Genomic DNA, 20,327 nt, shown 5'->3' on the forward strand with positions numbered 1-20,327 from the left:
TTCTACTATTGTGTTTACAAAAGCCTGTGCCTTTTAATTAATCTCGACATAAAAATAATCGCAAGACATTGATTTCGTGTAAATTAAAAATGCTACTGGCCCATCGAGCCTGTCTGCTGTAGACAGGCTCGACCGGACAAAATTATCATAAATAACTCATTAACAATTAAATACAAATACAAACTCACGTTAAATAGAGTTTTTAAAAATAAAAAGCACCAAGAAAAAACCTGGTGCTTCAAAAATTTTAGTTGCGTGGTGACTACTCGGTTTTAACCACCAATCTAAACCCTTCTCCATGGATATTTAATATCTCCACGTTTTCATCCTTTTTAAGATATTTACGCAGTTTGGCAATATAAACGTCCATACTTCGTGAAGTAAAATAGTTATCATCCCTCCAGATTTTAGTCAGGGCCAATTCACGCGGCATTAAATCGTTCTCGTGCAAGGCCAAAAGTCTAAGCAACTCATTTTCCTTGGGCGATAGTTTAATGGCATCTTCATCTTTGTATTTCAAGAACCTAAGCTTGGAATTCAATTGAAAACCACCGATAGTAAATTCAAATTGTTTACTATCAGCTAGGGAGCTGGAAGACTTTCTCTGAATTATGGCTTTAAGTTTCATCAAAAGCACTTCGGAATCAAAAGGCTTGTTCAAATAATCGTCAGCACCTGCTTTATATCCTTTAAGGACATCTTCTTTCATAGTCTTGGCCGTAAGAAAAACGATGGGTACGTTTTCGTTCTTTTCACGGATTTCCTTGGCTAGGGTAAAGCCATCCTTATATGGCATCATGACATCCAAGATACAAACATCAAAATTGTCCTTCTTGAATTTTTCAAAACCTTCCATTCCGTTTTTTGCCAACGTAACGTCAAAATCGTTCATTGCCAAATAATCTTTAAGTACAATTCCAAAATTGGGATCGTCCTCTACGAGTAATATTTTCTTATCTACTGTTTCCATTATTGTTTTAAATTAAAGGTAGTTTTATATAAAAAGTGCTTCCTTTACCTTTTTCACTTTCCGCATAAACCTCACCTTGATGATCATCAACTATTTTTTTTACGTAAGCAAGCCCTAAACCGTGCCCCTTAACATTGTGTATATCTCCTGTATGCTCCCTATAGAACTTTTCAAAAACCTTTTTCAGTACCGCCTTGCTCATTCCAGCGCCCTGGTCCTGTACTTTTATTATGATATAATTCCCGACCACTTCGGTAAAAACATCTATCTTGGGCACTTCCGGCGAATATTTCACAGCATTGTCCAATATATTCACTATCACATTGGTAAAATGCATCTCATTGGCCAAAACCTCCGAGCGTTCCGCCTTTAAATGCGGCTTAATATACCCTCCCCGGTCTGCAACTATAAGCTCTACATGGGTAATGGCATCTTCTATTATGTCGTGTATATCTGCCCTATCCTTACTAATATCCAACTGATTTTTTTCCAACTTGGATATCCTTAATACATTTTCTACCTGCGCATGCATTCTCTTGTTTTCGTCCCTTATCATTTGCAAATAGCGCAGCACCTTCTCCTTGTCGTCTATAATCTTAGGATTCTTTATTGCTTCAACGGCCAAATTTATAGTAGCAATCGGAGTTTTAAACTCATGCGTCATATTATTGATAAAGTCCGATTTAATCTCTGAAATCTGCTTCTGTTTTATCAACTGATAGATGGCACTGGAATAGGCTACCACGATGACCAAGGTAAACGTCAAGGACAAAATTGCCATTCCAAGAATGGACTGTATAAGGAACCTTTTCTTTTTGGGAAAGGTCAGCAAGAGAGAAAAATTGGTATTCCCTTCACTATCCTTAAATAAAGGGGCCTTGTAAAGTGTGGTCTCCGTGAACTTGAATTTTTTGGATTTCACTTTGGTCGGCAGGCCTTTGCTATAGACCCCGTATTCGTAGTCTATATCTATGCCCCTATTTTTCAGTTCCCTCCCAAGAAAAAGTTCTATTTCCTGTTTCGATACGCGTTTATGGATGGACCTTGATTTGGCCTGTTCCCGAAATACATCATCCAATGCAGCTTTATCAATAGAGGAGAGTCCACCGATTTTCTCGAGCTTTTGTACCGGTGTCAAGGAATATTGCCTGCCGTCCAGACCAAAATCTTCTTTGTATATCTCTGTTGTTCTGGTGCTGGTAATATTTCTAAATGTTGTGGTGTCCAAGCCTATATCAAAGAACGTAGATGCCATATTGTAATCCTCCTCCAAAATACCATGGGTATAAAACCGTATTTCATTGGAATTGATATCACGATCAAAAAAGAAAAAATTCTTAAGATGGGTAGCCTTTGGCTTTCCAATACTATCCTTAAGCTTGTAAAACTCGTTAAGATAATCCTGTACCTCCCGCTTTTCAATATTCTCTACAACCCTACTCAAAATTTGGTTGATTGTGTTTGAAAATTGTTCTTCCTTGTCCGCGACCGACTTATTTATCCAATAACTCTGAACAAAGATGATTCCTATTAGGGAAAGGCTCATTAAGACTACCAAAAGACCAAATAACCTCTTATTCATTTATAAACAAAATTAGAAATTTAACATTTAGCGAATTGCACGTTTAACCTAACCTTAACAAAAATGTTAAAATTTCGCGCTTAAGCCCTTATTTTAAGTAATTTATGGTGAATTCGGAAAACTTCCCTTTCCGTTTCTTCCAGTCCAATGTTTTCAATTATGAAGTCTGAAAGCTTCTCTTTTTCACTATCTGGCAATTGATTATCTATACGAGACATTACCGCTTCGGCCGTGGCCCCGTCCCTATCAACAACCCTTTGTATTCTGATATCCTTTGGTGAGGTGACTAAGATTATTTTATCATAAAATTTGTCGGCCCCATTTTCGAATATAATGGCAGCTTCTTGTATTACATAGGGTGCATTCTGGCGTTTGCACCAACTTTTAAAATGACGTCTCACCGCAGGATGGACAATATTATTGAGACCCTGCAATAATTTCTTGTCCTTGAACACAATTTTGGCGATATACTCCTTATTTGGCTTCCCTTCCAAATAACTCTCCTTGCCCAGTAATGCTTCAATTTCGTTTTTAATCTTTTTTGAACTGGCCATTAGGTTCTTGGCCTCAGCATCCGAATTATAAATGGGCACCCCCAATTTTTGGAACATGGATCCCACGGTGGATTTACCACTGCCAATACCCCCTGTCAAGCCTACGATTATCATTGTCTCTTGAGTATAAATTCCACTTTATTCTCCCTTAGCTGCACCACATTCACACTATCTGGCTTTTTGGTCAATTTCAGGTCCAAAACATTTTCATTTTTATCCCTTAGACTGGAATAGTCGGCAGTAACCACAAAATCTGACTCCGCCAATTCCTTAATGGCACTTAAACGCCCCCTGCACAAAACCGAAACAATTTCTGGAAAAGTTCTTATCCCCACCCCTTCAGGCACATTGACAACCTCTACCGGAACCTTAAAAACCTTTTCCGAAAATTTAAATATTTTGGCAGATAGGGTTACGTTATGATGGGAGTATTTGGTATTCTTTAGATTAGGCGGAAGATTTAATTTTAATTTCTCCGAAATATCATTGGTCGTATGTGGCAGCACCAAGGTTTGGGTAGCAATTCCTGTCAAAGTATCAATCTCCGATTTAGGCCCCATTACGGTTATGGAATCGGGCAACAAAGTATAATTGTTATCCATTAGATAATTCTGTTCCAGATCAATAGTCACTTTAGGAAGTACCGGTAACTTTTTTTTGTATAGCCTTTGAAAATTAAAAAACAATGTATCCCTATCCATGTCCTCAACCCTTATAAATTTAGAAAGTTGATTTTCTATTTGACTTCTATAGGTTGATGGGGAAACAAAATATTTGGGACCTTTTTTTTCCAATTGGGATAGGTCAACCACTACAGTTTTGTTTTTGAAACCGAACATCAAAAATTGAAACCCACTGGCCCTAAGCCTAACCTTAATGTTTCTTTTGGAAACGCTATTTAGCAATAAGCTGTCCGGGGTACTACCATAATAAATATCAAAGGTGGCATTATTGGTATATTGTTCTCCCAAATTACTAATAAACCAAGCGAGGCCTGAACATAATAGAAAGACCAGAAAAAGTTTGACCTTTCTTTTATTGAGCCCTTTTTTAATTATATCTATCAATTTATTACAGAGTTTTAAAGAAAAGCTTAGGAAATAACTCCTCCGGTTTCTTATTGCTTAACGCTATTAGAATCGAATTTTTAAAAAATCCGAAACCGTATCCTACAAACTGGATGACCACAGCTATCAATGAAAGCGCAGCCACCTTAAAATTTTTATTGACTACCAAAGAATGCACAAAAAGTAAACCAAAATATAAGGCGTAAATAGATATTGGCCATAAGATCCCTAAAAACAATAAGACAATAGCCCCAACAAATCCGAAAGAGAACAAAGTTGGGAACCAATAAGTGATTTTGGCACTGTGCGGATGCCAATGATTTAAAATGGGCCTTACCATTCCAAATTTCTTGACCTGGGTATAAAATTTATTCCAATCTATTCGCCGCTTATGATAAACAAAGGCATCTTCTATCAATTTGGTTTCAAATCCCGCTTCCCATATTCTAAAGGTAAGGTCCGGATCTTCTCCTGGGTGTATATTCCCATATCCATGGGTTTTTTCAAACGCTGCTTTAGATATTCCCATATTAAAGCTCCTTGGTTGAAATTTACCTACCGCCCTTTTATTTCCCCTTATTCCTCCTGTGGTAAACACAGAGGTCATGGCATAATTAATAGCCTTCTGTACATTCGTAAAGGATGAATGTGCTGCATCGGGGCCCCCATAACAATCCACATAATTGTTTGTCAAGGATTGCTCCACCACCGATAAATATTGGCTCGGAATTATACAATCGGAATCCAGCACTATAAAATAATTGCCGCGGGCGCGATTCATTCCATAATTTCGGGAATCACCAGGACCGGAGTTTGTCTTCTTTAAATAGGTAATGGACAATTTATCTTTGTACTTATCCACAATATCCTCCGAACTTTCGGACGAACCATCTTCTACGACAACCACCTCAAAAGATTTATCGTAGTCCTGCAATGAAAGGCTTTCCAGCAATTCATTGATCTCATTGGGTCTGTTGTAAACCGGCACTATAAAAGAAAAGAATAAATCCATTGAGATTTGGTATAAATTAAAGACTTGAAACAAACTTATGGGCCTGCCTTCAGCCTTACTGGAACTGTATTAAGCTATTTTGAATATTATGTAACCAAAGTATTGAGCCATTAATAAATGGTTATCCAAAAAGACATCCTACCGAAATACTTAGCGTACTATTCGGAAAATCTATCAATTACTTCCTGACTAACACCCGTATTGGAAAAACCACCGTCGTGGAACAAATTCTGCATGGTAACCTTTTTGGTCAAATCAGAGAACAAGGTTACGGTATAGTCTGCGCAATCCTGGGCAGTTGCATTTCCCAAAGGAGACATCTTATCGGCATAGGAAATGAAACTGTTAAACCCTTTAACTCCCTGTCCCGCAGTTGTGGCCGTAGGGGATTGGGATATGGTATTAACCCTAACCTTCTTCTCCTTGCCAAAAAAGTATCCAAAACTACGGGCAACCGATTCCAGATAGGCCTTATTGTCGGCCATATCATTGTAGTCTGGAAAGGTTCGCTGAGCGGCCATATACGTCAAAGCTACGATGCTGCCCCATTCGTTCATAGCATCGGCCTTGTAAAGGCTCTGCATTACTTTGTGAAAAGAAAGGGCGGATACATCCCAGCCTTTGGTGGTAAAATCATATTTCTCATCCGTATAGGCCCTACCTTTACGTACGTTGACAGACATCCCTATGGCGTGCAGTACAAAATCTATCTTCCCTCCTAGAATCTCCATTGATTGTGTCACCAAATTATCCAAGTCCTCTTCGCTTGTGGCATCGGCAGGAACAATCTTGGAACCGGTCTCTTTTGCAAGTTCGTCTATCTGTCCCATGCGCATAGCTATGGGGGCATTGGTAAGAACAAAAGTTCCTCCTTCCGCATGTATGGTTTCAGCAGTTTTCCAAGCTATGGAATTAACATCGAGTGCGCCAAAAATAATTCCCTTCTTTCCTTTTAGTAAATTAAACGACATAGTCTATTTTCTTTGTGAATTTTTGATCGTCAAAGATATTAAAAATTAGTGGGTAGACCGCAGAAAGAACAAGCTAGTAAAACTGGAAATCCTATTATTGGGACATCATATTATAAGTGCTCCAGGCACAAAGGATTGATGCACTTATGGATTAAAATGTCTACAAACAACACAAATTGGAAATCTAGATTCCATATCCATTAAGCCAATAGTTAATCCAGTAACTGCCTGGCATGCGCCAAAGCCGAATCGGACAAGGTTTTCCCTCCCAACATTTCTGCCAGCTCTACAACCCTTTCTTCCGAAGATAGCCTTTTCATTTTGGTATTGGTCCCCATTAGTTCTTCCTCCTTGTACACCTTAAAATGATGAACCCCTTTGGCCGCCACCTGTGGTAAATGGGTAATGGAAAATATCTGCATAGTATTGCTCATATCTTTCATAATATCCCCCATTTTATTGGAAATCTCCCCGGATACTCCTGTATCTATCTCATCGAACATCATGGTAGGCAGTTGTTCGTATCTGGCCAAAATTGCCTTAATGGTCAACATAATCCTAGAGAGTTCACCGCCAGAGGCCACCTTCTTAAGATCACCATAGGCAGACCCCTTGTTCGCAGAAAACAAAAAGCTAAGATCGTCCTTTCCAGTGGGCTTAAACTCTTTGGATGGCGAAATATCGATTTTAAAGGTTGCACTTGCCATCCCTAAGTCGATCAAAGTTTCCTCCAGTTGCTCTTTAAGCTTGGGAATAACCAACTTTCTTCTCTTGCTTATATTGGAGGCTTCGGTGTTCAGCGCAGTTTCCAATTGATGTAATTCTTTCTTTTTACGGTCTATATCGGCACCAACATTCTCGGTTGCACTTACCTTCTCATCCAAGGCATTCCTTATTTCCAACAATTCCGGAATAGTTTGGACCTTATGTTTCTTTAGAAGATCATAAAGCAATTGAAGTTTGGCATTTACCTGCTCCAACAGTTGCGGATCCGCCTCTACCTTATCATTTAGAATATTGAGTTCGGTGGAAATATCATCCAACTCAATAAACACGGACTTTATACGCTCATTTATATCCGAATATTGGTGACCAAAACTGGCCAATTTATTGGATACCTGTTTCAGCTCCGCAAGTAGGTTTACCAGCCCAATCTGCTCGTCATTTAAGAGCTGCTGCCCATGGGACAATTGCTCCAGAATAATTTCCACATTGTTAAGCTGTTCGTACTGTTCCTCCAATTCTTCCAATATCCCCTCTTTTAAGGGAGCTGAAATTAATTCCTGCAACAAAAAACTGTTATACTCGTGTTCCTTGGTAGCGCTATTCTGAAAATCTACAAGTTTTTGTAGTTCCTTTTGTGTGGATTGATATAAAAATAATTTTGAAGAATAGGCTGATATCACCTGTCCATTATCGGCCAGGGCATCTATTACCTTCAGTTGAAAGTCATTATCTGCAAGTCGTAATGTTTGATGCTGTGAATGCACATCTATCAATTGATCTCCCAATTGGGACAAAATATCCAAGGTAACCGGGGAGTCATTGATAAAGGCCCGGGATTTACCGCTGGGCAAAATCTCCCTTCTAATAATAGTCTTTGCCTCGTAATCCAGGTCGTTTTCCAAGAAAAATGATTCCAAACCGTATTTGGAAATTTCAAATTCTGCCTCTACGATGCATTTGTCCTCCTTCTCCCTTAAGGAGGAAAGGTCCGCTCTTTTACCCAATACCAAGGACAACCCACCTAATAAAATGGATTTACCGGCACCCGTTTCACCTGTTATTACCGTAAAACCATTGGTAAACTTAACGTTTAAATGGTCTATTAATGCGTAATTCTTTATGGAAAGATTTGTTAGCAAAGTTTATTATCTAAGATTGCCGTAAAGATAATTTATATTGCTTTGGAAAAAAATGTGTGGTAAAAAATTTCTATTTACAAAATCCAGATGTGGGACCAGATTACATTGTACTTAGGAATCCGATCAAAATTTTATTTCACTCCAAGTGGACGAATAAAGCGGGGCTATTTTGTTCAAGGTTTGTTTAAGCTGCACTATATCCACCTTGGGACCATCGGAAAATACGTTTTGAATTTCTTCGGACTTGGCATCAAAAAAAGTTTGAATCAAAAAAGCATTGGGATGCCTACCGCCCAAGGTCTCCAGTAAACGCATGGTGCCGGCAACTACTTGCTTTCCTGTGCTATTATTATCCGCCAGGACATCCAATCCTTTTCTATGGTAATTGTACATTGCAATTCTGTACTCTCTGTAGGAATTGGACAAAAGGTTGTCCACCAACTCGAACCTACTTCTCTGCCCAGATGTCTGCGTCCATCCTGAATAACCAGCACTTTGGGCCAAAGTCACGACTTGTTGCGCCTTTTTATAAAAATCGCTACCCCCTTCCAAAGAAAAAGTGTCCGCATCCAAACCAAGAATAATGTAGGTATAGTAAGATATTACCCCTACCAAATTGGAAGTTATATTGTTTTCATTTAAGATCAACGGCTGAAACTCTATATAATCAAAACTAAGCTGATTATCCTTGTAATTGAAAATAGGGCTCTCATAGGAGGTGTTAAAAACAGGCCTTGACGATTGAATCTGAATGTTCCCTTTAAATCTACTGGATTCATACTCCGTAATGGTTATGAACATCTGGGCGTTCACCCTTTCATTTTCTATGTAGACCCGATTGGACCACCTGTTCTTATTTACAAAATCATTTAAGGAACGCTCTAGGGTCTTGAAAATTTGTTGATTCGTCTGCCCTACCTGGTCCGAATTTATAGTAACCACACAATTCAATTCCTGAGCTCCCAAGCCTATAGAAGTTATAAAACAAATTAGGGCTAAAAATAGATTACGCATGGATCCTGTTCTTTATTTCATTTAAAATATCCAAAGCCACCTCTGCCTTGGCTTTTAACTCAAACGTTTTAATATCCAAATTCTTATCTATGAACGATATTTTATTGGTCAATTTTCCAAAACCTGCACCACTATCGTTCAATGAATTTAAGACAATGGCATCCAAGTTTTTCCGTTTTAATTTTCCTATGGCGTTTTCAACCTCATTTTCAGTTTCCAGCGCAAAACCAACCAGAAACTGCTCCTTCTTCATTTCTCCCAAGTAAAAAAGGATGTCCTTGTTCTTAACCAATGTAATGGTAAATTCCTCGGACGTTTTCTTTATTTTCTGATCTGCCACTAATTTAGGTCTGTAATCGGCTACCGCCGCGGCGCATATAACGATATCCATATCCGGGTACAAAGACACAGTTGCCTTATACATTTCATCGGCCGAAGTTACTTTAACAACTTCTATATGGGAATGTTGCGCGGTTAAATGGGACGGCCCGGATACCAAATATACCTTTGCCCCGAGCTTGGCGGCATTTTTTGCCAACTCGTAGCCCATTAGGCCCGATGAGTGATTTCCGATAAACCTAACCGGATCAATGGCCTCATAGGTGGGGCCAGCCGTTATCAACACTTTCTTGCCACTGAGCGGTAGCCCTTTGCCAAGGTGATCCTTGAGAAAATCGACAATATCCTCGGGTTCGGCCATGCGTCCCTCCCCTATTAATCCGCTGGCCAACTCACCTGAAGTGGCCGGAATCATAATATTCCCAAAGGACAATAGCTTTTTAAAGGTCGCTGTAGTGGAAGGATGTTTATACATATCCAAGTCCATTGCCGGAGCAAAGTAAACAGGACATTTTGCCGACAAATAAGTGGCCATCAACAAATTATCGCAGGTACCATTGGCCATTTTGGACAAGGTATTGGCCGTGGCCGGAGCAATAAGAACCATATCTGCCCAAAGTCCCAATTCTACATGATTGTTCCAGGAAACAGTACCGTCCTCCTCATCTACAAATGAAGATAGCACGGCATTCTTGGACAAGGTAGCCAAGGTTAAGGGGGTAACAAAAGAGCTGGCGCTTTCCGTTAAAACAACTTTAACGTTAGCGCCAGCTTTAATAAGTAAACGAACTAAAAAGGTGGTTTTATAAGCAGCTATACCCCCAGTAATGCCTAAAAGTATATTCTTACCGCCCAACATCCTTTAAGCGTCTTTCTCTGTATTCCTGTGATAAATTTTATCATCCAACCACTCTTTTACAGCCAATGCATGTGGCTTGGGCAATTTTTCGTAGAATTTAGAAACCTCGATCTGTTCCTTATTTTCGAAAACTTCCTCCAAACTATCACTGTAGGTGGCAAACTCTTCCAACTTCTCCAGAAGCTCCTTTTTAATTTCAGAATTAATCTGAACAGCTCTTTTGGCAGCTATGGAAATAGCCTCATAGATATTCCCTGTCTTGGCATCGAAATCATTTTTATTGATCGTCACCGTGGAAACAGGAGCCTTCGAGTTTTTTAAATCGTTCATATTCATATCAAATCGTATTTTATTTGGAATAAATTTCTAATTCTTTTTCAACTTTTTCCAAGGTCTTATTGGCATCCTTAAGATACTTGGACTCAGGAAAATATTTTTTGAAGGTCATATAAGCCGCCTTGGCATCATTCAATCGATCCTTTTTAAGATAATCGAAACTGTTGAGTGCTAAATTGGTTGACGCATCAAACTTATAATAAAGGGCATCTTCGCGATAAACGGAACCCGGGTTGTCCGAAATAAAGTTGTCAAAAGCTGTAACTGCGGGAGTTAAAAAGGTATAATCAAATTCCCCAATAGTGTTGAACTGCTTTGCTATCTCATAGGATTTGCGCTCCTTCTTTGTAGTTAATTCCCTTGCCATGATGTTGGCCTCCACCAAAAATTCGGATTCCGGATAGGTATTAATAAAGTTTTGCAACTTTATCAAGGCCTTGTCGGTATCTGTCTGATCTAAAGAATATTTTGGGGAAAGCATATAATAACTTTTAGCACCATAAAACCCCGCTTCAACAGCCTTATCACTTTTAGGATAGGATTTCAGGAACCTTTCAAACTGGTAACCTGCCATATTGTAGTCCTTGGTCTGGAAATAAGAATCCGCAAGAAAATACATAACACGTTCTCCTTGTGGCTTACCTATATACTTTGGAGCAATCTGTTCCAACAAACGGTTCGCCCTTTTAAAATCACCGGCATCATAAAATTTTTCCGCCAAATCGTATTTGGCCTTAACATCTTCATTTTTAAGTACCTTTTGGTACTCACTACAAGAGCTAAGGATGGCAACCAATAATAAAAAGGAAAATAGACGCTTCATTTTTAAAAACATTTTGCAAAATTAAGGATTCTAAACGGATATAAAAAACATTTTTATCGCGCTAAAATAGCCCGCCCCTTTACCAACTACAACATTTTTATGCAAGTTTTAACTTTGTTGGTAAAAAATCCTATAACAGCTAGTTGTATTTTTCTAAACAACCGTCTTCAGCAAAGTGTTCAAAAAGCTCTTAATGGTCTTTTTTAGGGTTGCAGTGGCTTCTACCAAAGGCAACCTTACAACTGCAGTTCCAAGGCCAACAGCTTCCAATACAGCCTTGATACCCGCAGGATTACCTTCTTTGAAAATTAAATCCATACCGTCCTGCATAGCATACTGCAATGCAAAGGCTTCTTTGACCCTACCTTCCAAACCAAAACGTATCATTTGGGAAAATTCTGAAGGAAGGCCCTGTCCCAAAACAGATATTACCCCGGAACCACCGGCCAATATTGTGGAAAGCGCGGTAAAATCATCCCCAGAAATTACCATAAAATCAGCAGGTTTATCCTTAATAGTCCGCATTATTTGAACCATATCACCACATGCCTCCTTAATACCTACGATATTGTTGAAATCATTGGCCAACCTCAAAACCGTTTCGGGAAGCATATTACTCCCTGTCCTACCTGGTACATTATACAATATAATAGGTTTGGGCGAGGCCAAGGATATAGCTTTAAAATGCTGATATATCCCTTCTTGTGTTGGCCTATTGTAATAAGGTGAGACCGATAAAATAGCTACGAAATCTTTTAGATCAGTTTCTTGAAGTTCTTCTACAACGGCCGCCGTGTTGTTGCTACCTACCCCCAAAACCAATGGAAGCCTCCCCTCATTGGCATCCACAATAGTATCTATAACAAGTTGTTTTTCTTTTTTGGACAACACAACGGACTCCCCGGTAGTTCCCAATACAACCAAATAATCTATTCCACCATCCACACAATAGTTTACGATTTTTGCCAAAGCTATCGTATCTATAGAAAAATCCTCCTTAAAAGGAGTCACCAGGGCAACACCCGTTCCAACTAACTGTTCCATTATTTAATCTCATTTAAAACCCTTAAATATTTCCGCAACTCCTTTTTAAAAGTTTGGAAATCCTTAATGGGAGTATTCAATATCAAATCGTTCAAATTCTTATCCACACTACCAAAACCTACTTTTAACCTGGCTTTGGTCTTTAACGTCATTAATTGTAATAACAATTTTTCATCCGTGTAATAATTAACCAAAAGGTCATATTCCCTGTTTAAAAACTCCAAGGCATAGCTATTTTCAATATTCGCTTTCCAACCCAAATCCTTATCAGAAAAAACCGGGGTTGAATAAGGGGAATTTTTGTCATAATATTTCTTGTACCCAATTATTTTCACAGAATTGGGCCTTAAGGAAAATTCATCCACGAACTCATAAAATGCATTGGCATTCTCAAACTCGTCCAAATCAACAATACAACCTACAGAACTTATGCCCTTATCCCGATTAATAGTTTCAGGCGGGGTGATCAAGCCCCGTTGTAAAAACTTTTTACCGGCCCTAAATTTAATTTTTTCCTTAAGCGTTTTTAAAAACATGTATTTTTACATTTTCAAGATTGTAAATGTAAATAATATCACCTCAATAATTATACGAAGGTAAGAAGTATATGGATTTAAAAAACAAACATTTTGTTATAATTGCAACAACATTACTTTTGCTGGGTTGCAAGGAATCCGTTCCCAAGCTAAGAAACATTGAGGGACAAAGGATTCAGATCAATTATTCTTCCAGCCCAAAAGATTCAATAGAAAACGTCATCGCCCCATATCGGAAGAGGATCAACCAGGTTTTGGACAGTGTTTTGGCCTATGCCCCAACAGCTATATCCAAAACAGATGGTACACTGAATTCTCCCGCCGGCAATTTAATGGCAGACATTGTAATGCAGGAAGTAAATCCTGTTTTTACCACCAGAACTGGGCAACAAATAGATTTTGTTCTTCTTAACTTTGGGAGTATCCGATCCGTAATTTCACAAGGAAACATTACCGAACGCACGGCCTATGAAGTTATGCCCTTTGAAAATTCGGTGGTTATAGCCGAATTGGACGGCAAGGCCATTAGGGCCATGGTAACATTCCTAATAAAGTCCAGTGTTGCCCACCCAATTTCGGGGATACAAATAATAGTGGATAAAAATAAAAGTTTGCAAGCCGTAAACATTCAAGGAAAACCCTTTGATGAAAACAAGACCTATTATGTTGCCACTTCGGACTATTTGATCACTGGTGGTGATAAAATGGATTTTTTAAAAGAGTATATTTCTTTGACGGATTCAGATTATCTAATAAGAAATACCCTGATAGATTATTTTAAAAAAATAGACACCCTTACGGCAGCTACGGATGACCGGTTTATGCAAATCAAATAATTATGGAACGTAGAAAATTTATATCCGGATCAGCTGCTTCTGCCGCTTTTATAAGTATGGGAGGGTTATCCATGAATTCTTGCCGAAATTCTGCAAAGAAACACATTACTATTCTACACACCAACGATGTACACAGCCATATAGATCCCTTTCCTATCAACCATTCGGCCTACCCCAATTTGGGCGGTTTGGCAAGAAGGGCAACTTTGGTGGATCAAATCCGAAAAGAAAACCCTAATACCCTATTATTTGATGCTGGCGACATTTTTCAGGGTACGCCCTACTTCAATTTCTATGGGGGAGAATTGGAATTTAAACTAATGAGCATGTTGAAATATGATGCTGCCACCATTGGCAATCACGATTTTGACAATGGCCTAAACGGCCTTTATGCCCAACTGCCCTACGCCAGCTTCGATTTCTTATCGGCCAATTACGACTTCAGTAATACCCTTATGGATGGTCATGTGCAACCATATAAAACTTATATGGTTGATGGAATAAAGATTGGAGTTTTTGGATTGGGAATAGAGCTGGCCGGGTTGGTCACCAAAAAATTGTACCAAGAGACCGTCTATCTAGATCCCATAGAAATTGCACAAGACTTGGGCCGCACCTTAAAGGAGGAGGAGAAATGTGATTTAATTATTTGTCTTTCCCATTTAGGATATCAATATCAAAACCCTCAAAAGCCCGATGATCTAAAATTAGCGGCCAGAACGGAGAACATTGATTTGATTATTGGCGGACATACACATACATTTTTGGATAGGCCCACCATAACCAACAATCGAAAAAACGAACAAATATTAGTAAACCAGGTAGGCTGCTTCGGCATTAATTTAGGCCGAATAGACTATTATTTTGACGATGCCAAGGAAAACGTTTCCCAGGGAGTGTCCATTAAGGTATAACCGCATATTATGATTAAGGAAAAAGGGAAATCTATAGTTTCAAAAAAAATTATCAAAATTCTGGGAGATGATTTTCTGGAACACACAGACGCTATAGCGGTTGAAGAACCCTTACAAATTAGTATCAGTGTTTTAAAAGGGGATTCCCCCATTACCAATAAAAATATCTCCATTACTATGAGAACGCCAGGTCATGATAAGGACCTGGCCATTGGATTTCTGTTTACCGAGGGTATCATCCAAGCTTCCAATCAAATAAAAAAGGTCACCCATGATGAAAATAGTATAAATGTCCATCTAATTAATTCCGAAAACATAGATCTTGGTAAACTGGAGCGACATTTCTACACCAGCAGTAGTTGCGGTGTTTGTGGCAAAGCAAGTATTGAAGCCATAAAAACAATCTGTCGCCTACCTCCATCCGCAGCGGATTTTCAGATCGAAAAAAATCTTATTAAATCCTTTCCCGGCATTCTTAAGCAAGAGCAGAATATTTTTAACAATACCGGAGGGATACACGCAGCGGCACTATTTAGTTTTAAAGGCGAACTAATTGCCATGCGCGAGGATGTGGGGAGGCATAACGCTTTGGACAAAATTATTGGCCATTTACTTACCCAGAATCAATTGCCCTTGGACTATCATTTATTGTTTCTGAGCGGTCGTGCCAGCTTCGAATTGATCCAAAAAGCGGCAATGGCAGGGATTCACTTTATTATGGCCGTGGGAGCCCCGTCCAGTTTGGCCGTAGAAATGGCCGTGGAGCACGATATTACCTTAATAGGTTTTCTGAATGAAACCCGATACAACATCTACACTGGCTCTAAACGTATTAAAATTTAGGAATCTAAACTTTGAGACTGATAGTCGAATACCTAACTTTATAGAATAAGGTTTAAAAAATAATATGAATGAAAATTAGGATACAAGGAAATTCGGTTCGTTATAGACTAACCCGATCGGAGGTTGCAACATTGAAGCAAGACGGCTACTATAAGGAACAGACCGCTTTTAATGGCAAGAATTTCACCTACGCCGTTGCCGCCAAGGAAAACATCAGTAACCTTCAAGCGGAGTTTCAAGGAGACACCATTACCCTATTTTTACCTAAGAATGAAAGTATAAAATGGCCGGATAACGAGCGGGTAGGCTATGAAAACAAGATGGTTTTAAACGACGGCCAGGTACTGAATCTATTACTGGAAAAAGATTTTGTTTGTTTGGATGAGCGCACGGAGGACCAATCCGACAATTACCCAAACCCTGCGGCAACAACCAAAAAATAATGGCAAACAACCCTGAAAAATCAAATCCTAGTCCTACTGCCCCGGCGAAATTAACCGGTCTAAAAACTACAAACCCAAAAAAGGTGGCTGCGGGTATTCCTGCGGTTATCTCCTCTGCAAAACATGTATTTAGGGAAATGGGACTCGGTCGGGGATTAAAAGCACTTGCGAACCTCAACCAAAAGGGCGGAATTGATTGTCCGGGCTGTGCATGGCCAGATCCGGATGATGAGCGAAGCACAATAGCCGAATATTGCGAAAACGGTGCCAAGGCCATAGCCGAGGAGGCCACTACCAAAAAACTGGACACTACCTTTTTCCAAGAAAACAGTGTTTCCCAACTTTCCATGCTTTCAGATTACGAAATAGGAAAAAAAGGAAGGTTGGCACAGCCCATGTATTTGCCCGAAAATTCCGATCATTATCAAGAAATAAGCTGGGAAGGGGCTTTCTCCAAAATAGCACAACACCTAAACGGATTAAAAAGCCCTGATGAGGCCATATTTTATACCTCGGGAAGAACAAGCAACGAGGCCGCTTTCCTCTATCAACTTTTTGTCAGGGAATACGGCACCAACAATATGCCTGACTGCAGTAATATGTGCCATGAAAGTAGTGGCGTTGCCCTTACAGACACCTTGGGCATTGGCAAAGGTTCTGTAAAATTGGAAGATTTTTATGAGACAGAGGTCATTCTTATCTTAGGGCAAAACCCAGGTACCAATCACCCAAGAATGCTGAGCGCCCTTAAAAAGGCCAAAGAAAATGGAGCTACTATAATCTCAATAAATCCGATCATAGAAACCGGACTATTGAATTTCAGCAATCCCCAGGAAATAAAAGGGGCCCTAGGAATAAAATCGAAATTAACGGACCTATACCTGCAGGTAAAAATAAATGGGGACATGGCGCTCCTTCAAGCACTGGTAAAACTATTGCTGCTTGAGGAGGACAAAGATCCAGGGGTTGTTTTTGATTTGGATTTTATAAAAGAAAAAACCCAAGGTTTTGAAGATTACTTAACCCACATAAGAACACTGGACCTAAACAATTTAATAGATGAATGTGGAATCCCTTTGCAGACCCTGCAGAGCGTGGCCAATATTCTCTGCAACAACAATAGGATTATTGCTTGCTGGGCCATGGGGCTTACCCAGCATAAGAATTCTGTAAATACCATAAAAGAGGTCGTAAACCTTTTATTATTAAAGGGAAGTATAGGAAAACCTGGGGCCGGCACCTGTCCCGTACGTGGTCACAGCAATGTACAGGGAGACCGAACTATGGGCATTTATGAAAAGCCCTCAGCATCATTTTTGGACCGGTTGCAGCAAGTATTCCACTTTAACCCGCCACGCAAACATGGATTTGATACCGTAGAAAGCATCACAGCCATGCATTCCGGCAAGGCCCGGGTATTTTTTGCCATGGGCGGTAATTTCCTATCGGCTACTCCAGATACCCTGTTTACGGCCGAAGCGCTTCAAAAATGTGACCTGACCGTTCAAGTTTCTACAAAACTAAATCGGAGTCATCTAATCCACGGCAAAGAAGCCTTGATCCTACCTTGTTTGGGAAGAACGGACAAAGACTTAATCAAGGGCGAATTGCAGTTTGTAAGTGTTGAAAATTCCATGGGGGTCGTGCATAGCTCCCAAGGAAGTCTAAAACCCATATCATCCCAGATGCTAAGCGAACCTGCCATTGTTTGCCAATTGGCAATGGCTACCCTAAAAAATTCCAAAGTGGATTGGGAAAAATATCTGCAACATTACGACCATATCAGGGACAGCATTGAAGAGTGTATTCCTGGATTTGAGAACTACAACCAAAAGGTAAGGCAGCCTTCCGGCTTTTATTTACCCAACGGGGCAAGGGACAATTCCTATAATACCGCAAGCGGTAAGGCCAATTTTAGTATATCCAATAGTGAGGCCATTGTATTGGCCGAAGGTGAGCTCTTAATGATGACCATAAGGAGCCATGACCAGTTTAATACCACTATATATGGACTGAATGATCGCTATAGGGGCATAATTAATGAACGAAGGGTTATTCTGATGCACCCCAAGGATATTGAAAGATATCAACTCAAGGAAAGGGATCTGGTAGATCTATATAATTTTCACAACAATACGGAAAGGGTTGCTCACAAGTTCATTGTTTTGAGTTATAATATCCCTGAAAAATGCTGTGCTACCTATTTTCCGGAGGCCAATGTTCTAGTACCTTTAAACAGTACTGCCGATAAGAGCAATACCCCTACATCCAAATCGGTGATCATTAAACTTAAAAAACACACATCCTAGAATTTGCCATTAACAATTTAGAGATATTACCAGTAGTGTTTGTTTTTAAAAAAAAACTATGACATTATTTTCAAAAACCCTAACTTACCAGACACTAAAAAATCTAATATTTATCTTAAAACCAATTCCAATGTACAAAGCTGCATATATTTCAGTTCTTTTATTACTATTAACTATAAACACCTATGGCCAAGCCAACCAGAGGGAATATTACCAACTAAAGACCTACCTCTTGGATAGTGAGGAACAGGAAAATACAACTGACCAATACCTTAGCAAGGCCTTGCTGCCTGCACTTAAAAAACTTAATATCAAAAATGTGGGAGTCTTTAAACCTAGAACAATCGATTCCCTAAATCCTAGAAGCATAAAAGTATTGATCCCAATGAAAGGTCTTGGCGATTTGGAAACCATAGATACCAAACTTCAAAAGGATAAAGTTTATATGGCAGCGGCCAAAGACTTTTTGGATGCCCCATATAAAAACCCGCCTTATAGCAGGGTGGAATCAGTTATTTTAAAAGCCTTTGTGGATATGCCCAAGATGAAGGCGTCTCCCTTAACTGGGCCTCGAAAAGACCGTATATACGAATTAAGAAGTTATGAATCTGCAACAGAGGCCAAATACATAAACAAGGTTGAGATGTTCAACAAAGGCGGGGAAGTAAGCCTTTTTGACAATTTAGGATTTAATGCCGTATTCTATGGCGAGGTATTGTCCGGTGCAACAATGCCGAACCTCATGTACATGACCACATTTGAAAATCAGGCCAGCAGGGATGCCCATTGGAAATCCTTTTCCGACTCGCCAGTTTGGAACAAACTAAAATCGGATCCCAATTACCAAAACAACGTTTCCAAAAACGTTACCCGTTTCTTCTACCCAACTGAATATTCCGATTATTGATCGTAAGCCAGGGTCTTTTTCCTTTTTTGGCAAATAACCCTTGGAACAACGAACATTAATTGAAAAAAAAGCGGTCATGATAAATTTTCATGACCGCTTTTTTTTTGTAATTACTACCGGGCTTTAACTCCAAACAAGCAAAATTACAGATCAGGAACAATTGTTGTGTTCACGCAAAGATTGTTGTCAATCTATAAAGGAAGAATTGTTTTCTTTTTTTATTATTGGTTCTAATTATTTGGAGGAATCGAATAAAACTTAGGTTCTAATTATTCTTTCATTTTCTTTGCTTGTCCAAAGAAAACGAAACAAAAGAAAAGACCCTTCTTCACTATGTGGTCCCTAAAATCACGGGATTTTAAGGACCGATGCCATGGCCTAAATTATTTCCAAGGCTTCAATAATTCTTTACGGCCATGTCATCTCCACCACGGAAGAAGACCGACCAAACAAAAGGCTTTGAAGGCAATGTTCAACGGAACCTAATTAGGCACTATGATTTATCGGTATTATGTAGGTTGACGGAACAAAGAAACGGCCTATTTTCAATTTCGTGTTAAATCAAGTGGTTTCCACATTGGCTTGGGTTAGCCGTCCATAGAGCATTTCACCCAAGTGAAAGCGGCCTGGACGGTGCGGCCGTGGAAAGTGCGTAGATTTAAAGAAATTAAAAATCAGCCTAGCGTTTTTTGGTTCGTTTTTTGGGCGATGCAAAAAATGAACAAACACCAACTCCAGAATAGCTAATTCTATTCTTATCCAATTCACACACAACTTTTGGGATTGATCCAACATTACTGCTATTGGGTTAAAAAATACTCCACCAATTGTTGTTGTTCCTCCTCCAAATCTATAACAGGGAATTTTTTACCGGCCATTCTATACCAGTATCCGGCATTGAACTTATCTCCTTCTTTTCGGTGCAGATAGGCATGGATCCAGCTGCCATTGGTATTATGAAGGTCCTGTGCAATATCATGGGAAGATTCCCAATCCCCATTGGCATCAAACCACATGGCCCTTAAAGCTTCAGGCCAAGAAGATGGTGCCGATTGTTGGGACAGGCTTGCATTAAACTCTTCAAAACTTTTGGGAACGGACAT

At 39.4% G+C, this 20,327-nt stretch carries 20 protein-coding genes; 6 read left to right on the plus strand and 14 right to left on the minus strand.

The window, feature by feature from the left end:
* Positions 1–262: 262 nt before the first annotated feature.
* The 13 genes from U735_RS0114480 to U735_RS0114540 form a co-directional block, all read right to left on the minus strand.
* Positions 263–970, minus strand: coding sequence for a response regulator transcription factor (locus U735_RS0114480; protein ID WP_031444512.1), 708 nt, complete (start codon positions 968–970; stop codon positions 263–265).
* Positions 971–977: 7 nt separating this feature from the next.
* A complete protein-coding gene (locus tag U735_RS0114485) occupies positions 978–2,552 on the minus strand; it encodes a sensor histidine kinase (RefSeq protein WP_031444513.1) in 1,575 nt (524 codons plus the stop codon).
* Positions 2,553–2,632: 80 nt separating this feature from the next.
* Positions 2,633–3,220, minus strand: a complete 588-nt coding sequence (coaE, locus tag U735_RS0114490; RefSeq protein ID WP_031444514.1) for a dephospho-CoA kinase — start codon at positions 3,218–3,220, stop codon at positions 2,633–2,635.
* Entirely contained in the window at positions 3,217–4,173 is a 957-nt protein-coding gene (locus U735_RS0114495; RefSeq protein WP_031444515.1) for a YbbR-like domain-containing protein, read from the minus strand. Before U735_RS0114495 ends, coaE begins: the two co-directional genes overlap by 4 nt.
* Before the next feature lie 4 nt (positions 4,174–4,177).
* The gene (locus U735_RS0114500; protein ID WP_031444516.1) at positions 4,178–5,185 is read right to left on the minus strand and encodes a glycosyltransferase; all 1,008 of its coding nucleotides are present in this window, start codon (positions 5,183–5,185) and stop codon (positions 4,178–4,180) included.
* A gap of 158 nt (positions 5,186–5,343) precedes the next feature.
* On the minus strand, positions 5,344–6,156 hold the full coding sequence (locus U735_RS0114505) for an enoyl-ACP reductase FabI (RefSeq protein WP_031444517.1): 813 nt from the start codon (positions 6,154–6,156) through the stop codon (positions 5,344–5,346).
* A gap of 212 nt (positions 6,157–6,368) precedes the next feature.
* The gene (gene recN, locus U735_RS0114510; protein ID WP_031444518.1) at positions 6,369–8,021 is read right to left on the minus strand and encodes a DNA repair protein RecN; all 1,653 of its coding nucleotides are present in this window, start codon (positions 8,019–8,021) and stop codon (positions 6,369–6,371) included.
* Between the two features lie 123 nt (positions 8,022–8,144).
* Entirely contained in the window at positions 8,145–9,035 is an 891-nt protein-coding gene (gene porD / locus U735_RS0114515; RefSeq protein ID WP_031444519.1) for a type IX secretion system protein PorD, read from the minus strand.
* On the minus strand, positions 9,028–10,233 hold the full coding sequence (gene coaBC, locus U735_RS0114520; protein ID WP_031444520.1) for a bifunctional phosphopantothenoylcysteine decarboxylase/phosphopantothenate--cysteine ligase CoaBC: 1,206 nt from the start codon (positions 10,231–10,233) through the stop codon (positions 9,028–9,030). The genes porD and coaBC overlap by 8 nt, the downstream gene beginning before the upstream one ends.
* Positions 10,234–10,236: 3 nt before the next feature.
* On the minus strand, positions 10,237–10,569 hold the full coding sequence (locus U735_RS0114525) for a DNA-directed RNA polymerase subunit omega (RefSeq protein WP_031444521.1): 333 nt from the start codon (positions 10,567–10,569) through the stop codon (positions 10,237–10,239).
* A gap of 13 nt (positions 10,570–10,582) precedes the next feature.
* A complete protein-coding gene (locus U735_RS0114530; protein WP_371514379.1) occupies positions 10,583–11,392 on the minus strand; it encodes an outer membrane protein assembly factor BamD in 810 nt (269 codons plus the stop codon).
* Positions 11,393–11,545: 153 nt separating this feature from the next.
* Positions 11,546–12,436 carry a 4-hydroxy-tetrahydrodipicolinate synthase gene (gene dapA, locus U735_RS0114535; protein ID WP_031444523.1) on the minus strand — a complete coding sequence of 297 codons (891 nt, stop codon included), beginning with the start codon at positions 12,434–12,436 and terminating at the stop codon, positions 11,546–11,548.
* On the minus strand, positions 12,436–12,972 hold the full coding sequence (locus U735_RS0114540; protein ID WP_031444524.1) for a DUF6913 domain-containing protein: 537 nt from the start codon (positions 12,970–12,972) through the stop codon (positions 12,436–12,438). The genes dapA and U735_RS0114540 overlap by 1 nt, the downstream gene beginning before the upstream one ends.
* A gap of 71 nt (positions 12,973–13,043) precedes the next feature.
* Here U735_RS0114540 and U735_RS0114545 point away from each other — a divergent pair, with 71 nt between their 5' ends.
* The 6 genes from U735_RS0114545 (at position 13,044) to U735_RS0114570 (ending at position 19,224) form a co-directional block, all read left to right on the plus strand.
* Positions 13,044–13,808, plus strand: coding sequence for a 5'-nucleotidase C-terminal domain-containing protein (locus U735_RS0114545; protein ID WP_031444525.1), 765 nt, complete (start codon positions 13,044–13,046; stop codon positions 13,806–13,808).
* A gap of 2 nt (positions 13,809–13,810) precedes the next feature.
* The gene (locus U735_RS0114550; RefSeq protein WP_031444526.1) at positions 13,811–14,722 is read left to right on the plus strand and encodes a bifunctional metallophosphatase/5'-nucleotidase; all 912 of its coding nucleotides are present in this window, start codon (positions 13,811–13,813) and stop codon (positions 14,720–14,722) included.
* Positions 14,723–14,731: 9 nt separating this feature from the next.
* A complete protein-coding gene (gene fdhD / locus U735_RS0114555) occupies positions 14,732–15,565 on the plus strand; it encodes a formate dehydrogenase accessory sulfurtransferase FdhD (RefSeq protein WP_031444527.1) in 834 nt (277 codons plus the stop codon).
* Between the two features lie 68 nt (positions 15,566–15,633).
* Positions 15,634–16,008 (plus strand): DUF7009 family protein, encoded by a 375-nt coding sequence (locus U735_RS0114560; protein WP_031444528.1) that lies wholly within the window; start codon positions 15,634–15,636, stop codon positions 16,006–16,008.
* Positions 16,008–18,317 (plus strand): FdhF/YdeP family oxidoreductase, encoded by a 2,310-nt coding sequence (locus U735_RS0114565; protein WP_031444529.1) that lies wholly within the window; start codon positions 16,008–16,010, stop codon positions 18,315–18,317. Before U735_RS0114560 ends, U735_RS0114565 begins: the two co-directional genes overlap by 1 nt.
* Before the next feature lie 130 nt (positions 18,318–18,447).
* Positions 18,448–19,224 carry an NIPSNAP family protein gene (locus tag U735_RS0114570; protein ID WP_031444530.1) on the plus strand — a complete coding sequence of 259 codons (777 nt, stop codon included), beginning with the start codon at positions 18,448–18,450 and terminating at the stop codon, positions 19,222–19,224.
* Between the two features lie 800 nt (positions 19,225–20,024).
* On the opposite strand, the gene U735_RS0114580 is transcribed toward U735_RS0114570, so the two are convergent.
* Positions 20,025–20,327 carry a hypothetical protein gene (locus tag U735_RS0114580; RefSeq protein WP_031444532.1) on the minus strand — a complete coding sequence of 101 codons (303 nt, stop codon included), beginning with the start codon at positions 20,325–20,327 and terminating at the stop codon, positions 20,025–20,027.

Source organism: Arenibacter algicola, from assembly GCF_000733925.1.
Classification (GTDB): domain Bacteria; phylum Bacteroidota; class Bacteroidia; order Flavobacteriales; family Flavobacteriaceae; genus Arenibacter; species Arenibacter algicola.

Coding starts and splice junctions, on each gene's coding strand:
- U735_RS0114565 (WP_031444529.1), top strand. CDS start 16,008: ATGGCAAACAACCCTGAAAAATCAAATCCTAGTCCTACTGCCCCGGCG.
- dapA (WP_031444523.1), bottom strand. CDS start 12,436: ATGGAACAGTTAGTTGGAACGGGTGTTGCCCTGGTGACTCCTTTTAAG.
- coaE (WP_031444514.1), bottom strand. CDS start 3,220: ATGATAATCGTAGGCTTGACAGGGGGTATTGGCAGTGGTAAATCCACC.
- U735_RS0114550 (WP_031444526.1), top strand. CDS start 13,811: ATGGAACGTAGAAAATTTATATCCGGATCAGCTGCTTCTGCCGCTTTT.
- fdhD (WP_031444527.1), top strand. CDS start 14,732: ATGATTAAGGAAAAAGGGAAATCTATAGTTTCAAAAAAAATTATCAAA.
- U735_RS0114530 (WP_371514379.1), bottom strand. CDS start 11,392: ATGAAGCGTCTATTTTCCTTTTTATTATTGGTTGCCATCCTTAGCTCT.
- U735_RS0114570 (WP_031444530.1), top strand. CDS start 18,448: ATGTACAAAGCTGCATATATTTCAGTTCTTTTATTACTATTAACTATA.
- U735_RS0114540 (WP_031444524.1), bottom strand. CDS start 12,972: ATGTTTTTAAAAACGCTTAAGGAAAAAATTAAATTTAGGGCCGGTAAA.
- U735_RS0114485 (WP_031444513.1), bottom strand. CDS start 2,552: ATGAATAAGAGGTTATTTGGTCTTTTGGTAGTCTTAATGAGCCTTTCC.
- U735_RS0114505 (WP_031444517.1), bottom strand. CDS start 6,156: ATGTCGTTTAATTTACTAAAAGGAAAGAAGGGAATTATTTTTGGCGCA.
- porD (WP_031444519.1), bottom strand. CDS start 9,035: ATGCGTAATCTATTTTTAGCCCTAATTTGTTTTATAACTTCTATAGGC.
- U735_RS0114545 (WP_031444525.1), top strand. CDS start 13,044: ATGGATTTAAAAAACAAACATTTTGTTATAATTGCAACAACATTACTT.
- U735_RS0114480 (WP_031444512.1), bottom strand. CDS start 970: ATGGAAACAGTAGATAAGAAAATATTACTCGTAGAGGACGATCCCAAT.
- U735_RS0114560 (WP_031444528.1), top strand. CDS start 15,634: ATGAAAATTAGGATACAAGGAAATTCGGTTCGTTATAGACTAACCCGA.
- U735_RS0114525 (WP_031444521.1), bottom strand. CDS start 10,569: ATGAATATGAACGATTTAAAAAACTCGAAGGCTCCTGTTTCCACGGTG.
- U735_RS0114580 (WP_031444532.1), bottom strand. CDS start 20,327: ATGTCCGTTCCCAAAAGTTTTGAAGAGTTTAATGCAAGCCTGTCCCAA.
- coaBC (WP_031444520.1), bottom strand. CDS start 10,233: ATGTTGGGCGGTAAGAATATACTTTTAGGCATTACTGGGGGTATAGCT.
- U735_RS0114500 (WP_031444516.1), bottom strand. CDS start 5,185: ATGGATTTATTCTTTTCTTTTATAGTGCCGGTTTACAACAGACCCAAT.